The organism is Companilactobacillus halodurans, assembly GCF_009600985.1.
GTDB classification, from domain to species: Bacteria; Bacillota; Bacilli; order Lactobacillales; family Lactobacillaceae; genus Companilactobacillus; species Companilactobacillus halodurans.
Map to the genome: position 1 here is coordinate 1 of NZ_VDFP01000038.1, position 7,757 is coordinate 7,757.

The 7,757-nt window shown below is 43.3% G+C and carries 5 protein-coding genes and 2 pseudogenes; all 7 read right to left on the minus strand.

Going from position 1 to position 7,757, the window contains the following annotated elements; translation table 11 throughout:
- On the minus strand, positions 1-233 hold a 233-nt coding region (locus FHL06_RS11640), incomplete at its 3' end, for a beta-phosphoglucomutase (protein WP_153386758.1).
- A 2-nt stretch (positions 234-235) separates the two neighbouring features.
- Positions 236-1,255 carry an aldose epimerase family protein gene (locus tag FHL06_RS11645; RefSeq protein WP_016265828.1) on the minus strand — a complete coding sequence of 340 codons (1,020 nt, stop codon included), beginning with the start codon at positions 1,253-1,255 and terminating at the stop codon, positions 236-238.
- A gap of 69 nt (positions 1,256-1,324) precedes the next feature.
- The gene (locus tag FHL06_RS11650; protein ID WP_153386760.1) at positions 1,325-3,577 is read right to left on the minus strand and encodes a glycoside hydrolase family 65 protein; all 2,253 of its coding nucleotides are present in this window, start codon (positions 3,575-3,577) and stop codon (positions 1,325-1,327) included.
- 20 nt (positions 3,578-3,597) lie between these two features.
- Entirely contained in the window at positions 3,598-4,908 is a 1,311-nt protein-coding gene (locus tag FHL06_RS11655; protein ID WP_062904645.1) for an SLC45 family MFS transporter, read from the minus strand.
- Positions 4,909-5,085: 177 nt separating this feature from the next.
- Positions 5,086-6,057 (minus strand): LacI family DNA-binding transcriptional regulator, encoded by a 972-nt coding sequence (locus FHL06_RS11660; protein WP_337692561.1) that lies wholly within the window; start codon positions 6,055-6,057, stop codon positions 5,086-5,088.
- A 386-nt stretch (positions 6,058-6,443) separates the two neighbouring features.
- Positions 6,444-7,334: pseudogene (locus FHL06_RS11665) on the minus strand (IS30 family transposase); the annotation flags it as partial.
- Positions 7,316-7,737, minus strand: a pseudogene (locus tag FHL06_RS11670) (transposase); the annotation flags it as partial. The pseudogenes FHL06_RS11665 and FHL06_RS11670, both read right to left, overlap by 19 nt.
- Between the last annotated feature and the right edge of the window lie 20 nt (positions 7,738-7,757).

Below are 7,757 nucleotides of genomic sequence, written 5' to 3' on the forward strand. Positions count from 1 at the left end.
GCCAAAGCCACCTTTTCATCCTCGGTGTAGTCATTTTCATGGCCACCCGCCTTCAAAATCATTTCCAGTGAATCCATGCGGCTGACACCCTTCAAGGCTTCCGCTAGTTCTGGTGTCCATTCTGAATGAACTTCATCCGCCGTTTGGTGCCATGCCTTAGCGTGCAATCGGGCACTATCAGCAATGACGCCGTCCAAATCAAATGCAAATCCCTTAATATCTTCAAACTTCATGGTTATCCCTCCGAATAGTAATAAGTTGATGTGTAAGTTTTAGTTTGATTAGCGGGTAAAACAATGTCGCCAAATCCGTCGTGGTGAATCGCATCTGGGACCGTTTGTAATTCTACAGCCAGTCCGTTATCTGGATGAGCAGCAAGCCAATCCGCATCTTTGCCAATGCAATCGGGATTGACGTTAAAAATAATGACGCCATTGCGATCACTGCCCATTTCTAATTGATGCTGCTTTGCGCTATCAACTAGTAACAAGCTTGGTGTTACGCCTAGCGATGTATCCGGCTTTTTAAAGGCATCATCAAACTGTTCGTTGCCGCCAAGTTTTTCACATTGATCGCCCAGCTTAACAAGGTTTGTAAAATCAAACGGGGTATTTTCAACGACCTGTATTTCACCCGTTGGAATCTTTTCTTCATTTACCACGATATGCCTATCCGCAACTATCTTCAAGAATTCATCCTTGATTGGCGCGTCCGGTCCATCCAAATTAAAGTAAACATGCGTCATCGGATTAAATAGGGTTTCCACGTTGCTGCGTCCCTCATATTGTACGGAAACATGGTTATCCTCATCTAAAGAATAGGTGATGGCCATTTCCAACGTCCCAGGAAAAATTGCTTTCTGTTGCATGGTATATCGAATTTTGGCAGATTGGTCGTCTAGAATAATCTCGCCATGCCAATTGAGCCGATCAATGCCCGTGTTACCACTGTGTAGCACATTTTTATTTTCGTTTGGCTTCAAATTGACCCTGAATCCAGCGACGTTAAACGTATGGCCGCTCAACCGTCCTGCCACCCGACCAATGGTGTTTCCTAAATGAAAGGGATTCGTTTCATATTCGTGCACGTTATCAAAATTTAAAATGATATTCTTCTCTGGTGTCACAAAGTAGCCAGTCCAGGTTGCTCCGTAACTGATTGTGCGGAGGCTCACACCATTTTTATTTGTAATCGTAAATTCTTTGACTAACTCACCATTTTCTAAATGGCCAAAATCTTTAACAGTCGATTCCACCAGTCTCACCCACTTTCTTTTAATAAAAAAGGCGAAGAGCAGTTTCCCACTCTTGCCCTTTTTTTAGTCCTATTTAAGCTCTTCCTTCTTACCATCGAGGTCAACCGTAATTGGGTCGCCATCGAGCAAGTCAAGCTTCGTACCAGACTGATCAACCGTTACCTCAATCAAACGACCGCGGAACAATTGACGGAACTGGTATGACTGCCATTTCTTAGGTAGGAATGGTGCATAGTGTAACTCACCGTTGCGAACTCGCATGCCAGCGAATCCTTGAACAATGGCTAACCAGCCACCGGTCATAGCTGTGATGTGCAAACCATCGACCGTGTCATTATTGTAGTTATCCAAATCGAGACGAGATGTCCGTTCATACAATTCGGTTGCCTTTTCTTCATAATGAAGATCAGCTGCCAAAATGGCATGGATTGAAGCTGACAAACTTGATTCATGAACCGTTAATGGCTCATAGAAATCAAAGTTGGCTTTCTTCTGTTCAGGTGTAAAGTCATCAATAAAGTCCCAGATTCCTTGAAGAACATCGGCTTGTTTGATGTATGGTGAACGAAGAATTTTGTCCCATGACCAGTTTTGGTTAAGTGGCAATTGATCCTTAGGAAGTGAGCTGACTGGCTTGATATCCTTGTCTAGGAAGCCATCGTGTTGAACGAAAATTCCTAACTTCTTGTCTTCAGGAAGGTACATTCTGTCCACAATGTCTTGCCACTGTTTCTTTTCAGCGTCAGTGACGTTTAAGTCTTTAGCAACTTCTGGTGCAACCTCTGGCAAAATTTCAAGCGTATATTTCAACGTCCATTGTGCCAAAATGTTGGTATACCAGTTGTTATCAACGTTATTTTCGTACTCATCAGGGCCAGTAACACCATGAATCATGTACTTGCCATTCCGTTCTGAGAAGTGAACCCGGTCAGCCCAGAAACGTGAAATCTCCGTTAAGACCTTGGCGCCTTCATGCTGAACGTATGACTTGTCACCAGTGTAGTTTGTGTAGTTGTAAATTGCGTAGGCAATGTCGCCGTTACGGTGAATTTCCTCAAATGTAATTTCCCATTCGTTATGAGATTCAATCCCATCAAACGTAACCATTGGGTATAAAGCACCCTTAAGGCCCTGTTCCTTAGCATTATGGAAGGCACCGTCAATTTGTTGGTAACGATACTTCAACAAGTTTTTGGTAACATTTGGATCCGTAACACCAAGGTAAACGGGAACCGCAAAGGCCTCTGTATCCCAGTATGTGGCACCACCGTATTTTTCACCGGTAAAGCCTTTAGGTCCGATGTTCAAACGAGAATCCTCGCCATAGTACGTTGAGAAGAGCTGGAATAGGTTAAAACGAATTCCTTGTTGCGCTTCATCGTCGCCAGCAATTTTAACATCAGAAACGTTCCAGCGATTTGCCCAAACAGCTTTGTGGGCGTTGAATAAATCACTGTATGATGTTGCAGAAATTTCTTTATTTAATTGGGTTAAACGAGCCTCAAGATCAGCTTGTTTAGGGAAGTCACGTGATGACACAACAACTGTGCGCTTCTGGATAATTGTTTGCTCACCAGCAGCCAGTGTTCCGCTAAAATGGTTCGTCGCTGAGACATCGGTTTGGTCTGCAGACTCACTGTTCCAGTCCGTGACAACTGTTGATAAAGCACCAACCGTAAATTGTGGTGTTCCAAAGTCGTTTGGCTTTGTTTCCGCAATAACTTCGGCTTCATTATCAGTCTTAGCAACTTTCAAAACGTCCCAGAACTTTTCATCGTAATTGGCGTCTTCATTTTGTACATCAGCATCAACGGATGAACTGAATTCAACCTTAGCTTCTTTAGAACCCACATTCTTCAAGATAATCCCTTGAACAACGAGTTCCTTAGTTGCAGCACTGACAAATCGTTCAAATGAAATCTGAACCTTTGCGCCACCCTTTTCAACAGTGAAAGACCGTTCGAGAACGGCCTGTTGCATATCTAAATCAAGGTTGAAGTCACTCACCTTGTCCTTAGCCAAATCAACAACTTCACCGTTGATTTTAATGCCAACCTTGATAAAGTTGATTGCATTAATCACTTTGCCAAAGTACTTAGGATAGCCGTTTTTCCACCAGCCAACCTTTGTCTTATCTGGAAACCAAACGCCACCAATGTAGATTCCGGGAAGCGTGTCGCCACTGTAACCTTCCTCAAAGAATCCACGCATGCCGAGGTTACCATTTGCAAGACTGGTCATTGATTCTTGAAGACGTTTATCGTCTGGATTAAGTTTAGTGGTCACAATGTGCCACGGTGATACGTCAAATGTTCGTTTCATCATTCAGACTCCTTTAATTTTTATGCGAATACTTCTTTAATACTGCTTACTGAGAAGGCACCGACTAACATCAAGATACCGGCTAAGAGAACCATCCCTGGCATTGATGAGCCCATCAATGGGAACAAAGCGAAACTCAATACTGAAGCAACGATTTGTGGTAAACAGATACTTCCGTTGAATAGACCAAGGTACGAGCCCATGTTGGCACCTGAAAGTGCGTTGGTCAAAATGGTGAATGGGAACATCATCATTGCGGCCCATGAAATACCAATCAAGCAGAATGAGAGGATGAGAACCCATTGATTATGAACAACGAAAATTGAGGCAAACCCAACGGCACCTAATACTAAACTAGTTGCGTACATTGGCTTGTGCTTGTCATTTGGCATCTTAGCAAGAACTAATGACCAAACAACGGCAGCTAAAGCGTAAATTGCGGATAGAACACCGAACCAGTTGGCACCGGCTTGATAGCCAGCACTTGCAGGATCTGTTGCGCGCCAAACGTTCTTGGCGACGGCACCTGCACCATAAGTCCAAAGGTATTGGAAGGCCATCCAGCAGAAGAATTGAACAAGAGTTAACGTCCAGAATACTTTAGGAGCACGTTTCAAAAGTGTAAATAAACCAACTTTTTCTTGAACATCTGCTTCAGTAATACCGTGATAGGCGTTATATTCTGCGGGTGTATATTCTTTAACTCTCAAAATAGTGAAGGCACTACAGATAACTAAGATAACGGCACCTGTATAGAATGAGAAAATAACTGAGTTCGGAATGACACCCTTTGGCGCAATGTTAGCAACACCCAAACCAGTTAAGAGGTATGGGAAAATTGCAGCTAGCACTGAACCACTATTTGATAAGAAACTTTGGATTGAGTAAGCAAATCCTTTTTGCTCATCATTCACCATGTCCCCGACCATCATCTTGAATGGTTGCATGGCAACGTTAGACGATAAATCCATGAAGAGAATTGTGATGGCACCGAACCAAAGTGCTGCAAGTGATCCATAACCAAATCCTAAGCTACCAGAGTTTGGTAGTAAGAACATAACGATGACGGCGACTAACGATCCCATCAAAAGGTAAGGTAATCGACGACCAATTTTAGGCATCCACGTTTTATCTGAATAATAGCCAACTAATGGTTCAACCACTAAACCTGCTAGTGGAGGAAGAATAAAGAAGAAACCTAATTTGGTTGGATCAGCTCCCAAAGTTTGGAAGATCCGCCCCATTTGTGAAGATTGTAAAGAGAAAGCCATTTGAACACCGAAGAATCCGAAACTAATCATCCAAATTGTCGCGATAGACAATTTTGGCATTGGCTTGGTTTTTGGTGTTGTAGCCGTGTTGCCTTGTGCTGAATCATTTTCCGTGATTTGTCACTCCCTGTTTATTTGGGTTATGTGAACCCATTTTTCTTAACAAAATGAATTATAAACCGCTTTGATAATTTGTGCAACCGTTTGCACAAAAATAAAATAAAAAAGAGTTGTTGCTCACAACTCGTACTGCACAATTAATTTTTGAACATTTCGATCGGTAAATAACAATTCTACCGCGCGACTGCCCAGCATTTCCGGCCGCATATCAACCATGCGGACATCTTGGTCAATCAACGCTAGTAGCTCACTCTTATTGAAACTCATCATCGGAATTTTCTTTGTGTGTCGAATTTTGCTCCAAACCCGATTAAACCGCAGCAAGTCAACATCGTCGGTTGCAATTACCGCATCGACATCTTGGTGCTGATTCAAAAATACATCGACTGCTGTTTCAGAAACGCGTTTTGGTAATCTAAATACTAGCGGTTCTAATTGGACTTCCGCCATCGCCTTTTCGTAGCCCATTCGGCGATTTCGCTCGTATTGCCACTCATATTCGGATTCAACAAATAGTGGGTTTCGAACCCCGCCATTTTGAAGAATTGCCATTGTGGCATCTCGCCCAGCCTGAACATTGTCGTTATCGACGTATCGATCCGGCAAATCTCCAACTGGCTGACCAATAACCACAAAGTCCAAATTTTCGCGACGCAAATAGTCAACGACCGGATCATTCTCATCCGTATATAGTAGAACGAACCGTTTGACCTTTGCCTGTTGAACCATGGCCGTCACGTTAGCAAGGACCTCTTCAACTCGGCTCCCAATCGCAATTGATAAAACATAGTGTCGGGCGACTAGCGACTGATTGATGCCTCGGAGCATATCAATATAGAACGGATTCTCCGGTGAGGAACTTTCCACCGTTGGAAAAATAACTCCGACGACGTTTGCTTCACCGCGAGTCAGGTTCTTAGCGGTATAATTTGGCAGATAATCAAGATCCTTGGCGAGTTTTTGGATTCGTTCACGCGTTTTAAGGCTAATTCTTGAATTATTATTTAGCGCACGTGAGGCGGTTGAGACTGAGACACCAGCCCGACGCGCAATATCTTTTATTGTAATCATGAGCGTTTCCTTTTTCATTTATTGGCAAGCTTCTCCATCTGAAGTTTACCACGAAATCCCTCCATTTACCGACAAATTCAGGTAGACCATCGATTTTAATCTCAAGTAAAACTTCAACTTTGACCAAAGTCATTCTTTCATCGCTTACACAATTACTTAAGGCCCTATACCTTTATAAAATCCTTTCATTGTGAAAAAAATTATTTTCAAAAGATTTCCCGTAGTTACTAATGTAAGACAGTTTTCACGAAATTGTGTCGATTTAAAGTAAATGAAAGCATTTACAAAAAACCAGATGAGTTTATAGTGAAAATGTAAACCCCAAATTGCAAGAACAAATTAGCCACACGATAAATCCTATTAAATCAGTATTTTCATTAATATTCATATTTTATGGACTTAACTTAACCGGCGGAAGCAGCGGAGAAAAGCGCTTTGGGTGTTTGATAGCCAGTTTGCCGGCGCGGTAAATTGTTTAGCTTTGACTCAACTGCTTGGATATCATGAGGACCCAAAATATCCATGGATAGACCCTTGGGTACATCGCGGCGGATCATTCGATTATGCGCTTCGTTAGTCCCACGCTCAGAGGAACGATATGGATGGGCATAATAAAGGTCAGCGACACCGGTAAGTACAGCGCCAACTTCCGAGAACTCAGCGCCATTATCGGCAGTAACTGACTTCATGATTGATCCGTATTCTTGACAGATCTTGGCCAGCTCATAGTTGACTGAATCGGCATCACGACCATCGATCAAACGTAGAATTTGGCAGCGGGATTGACGCTCGATCAGCGTTAAGATCACACTCTCTTGACCGTTGCGCTTGCCCACCACGGTGTCCAATTCGAAATGGCCGAACTCTTGGCGCTGGTCGATACTTTTAGGCCGTTCATCAATACTCCGTCCGGCCAGACGCTTGTGCTTGATCGAGTGATGATATTTAGCACGGTGGCGCGTTTTTTCGAGTAGATCAAGATTACGGACTTCAAGTAACTGGGCATCAATATAGTGGTATAGCGTCTTGGTCGAGACCATCTCCTCAGGTTGATATAAGCCTTCAAGTTTGGCCCGTCCTACTGCTGCATCAGGCGACCAACCATCTTGACGCAAATGAGTCGTAAAATAGTCGATAAAATCAGCGACACCGACGAGTTTCAAAGGTCGATGACAGTGGGCTCGATTAGCTTCGTACTTAGCTTGTGCTGTTTCTGGTGAGTATACAGCGTAATATTGGCGTTGACCATTCACTTTTTTTACTTGGTCGATCTCGCCGCGGCATAACTCAGTCGACGAGCTTTAGTGGCAATCAGTGATTGGTGATTGACGATATTTAAGACGAGCGTTTCAAGTAATTGCGCTTGCTCAAGTGGTCCAGTGATTGTCAATAGTGGTTCACGAGGAAAGACCGGGGTTCCTTCTGGAGACTGGCAAAGTAGGCGGCGGCTTTTTTTAACATATCACGCTCCAATGCTAATTCGGCATTTTCACGTTTTAAGGCACGGTTCTCAGCTTCTAAAGAAGCAAACGGCGTTTGCTTTCCATCTTCGGTATATAGCTTCCGCCAACGATACAGGGCACTTTCAGGAACACCAAGTTCGGAGGCAATGATTTTAACTGGTTTGGAAGAGTTAAAACTCAAACGTACCGCATTTTTCTTAAAATCTTGGTCGTAGCGATTGTGTGAATAGGTCATTTTGAGGACTCCTTTCGGAT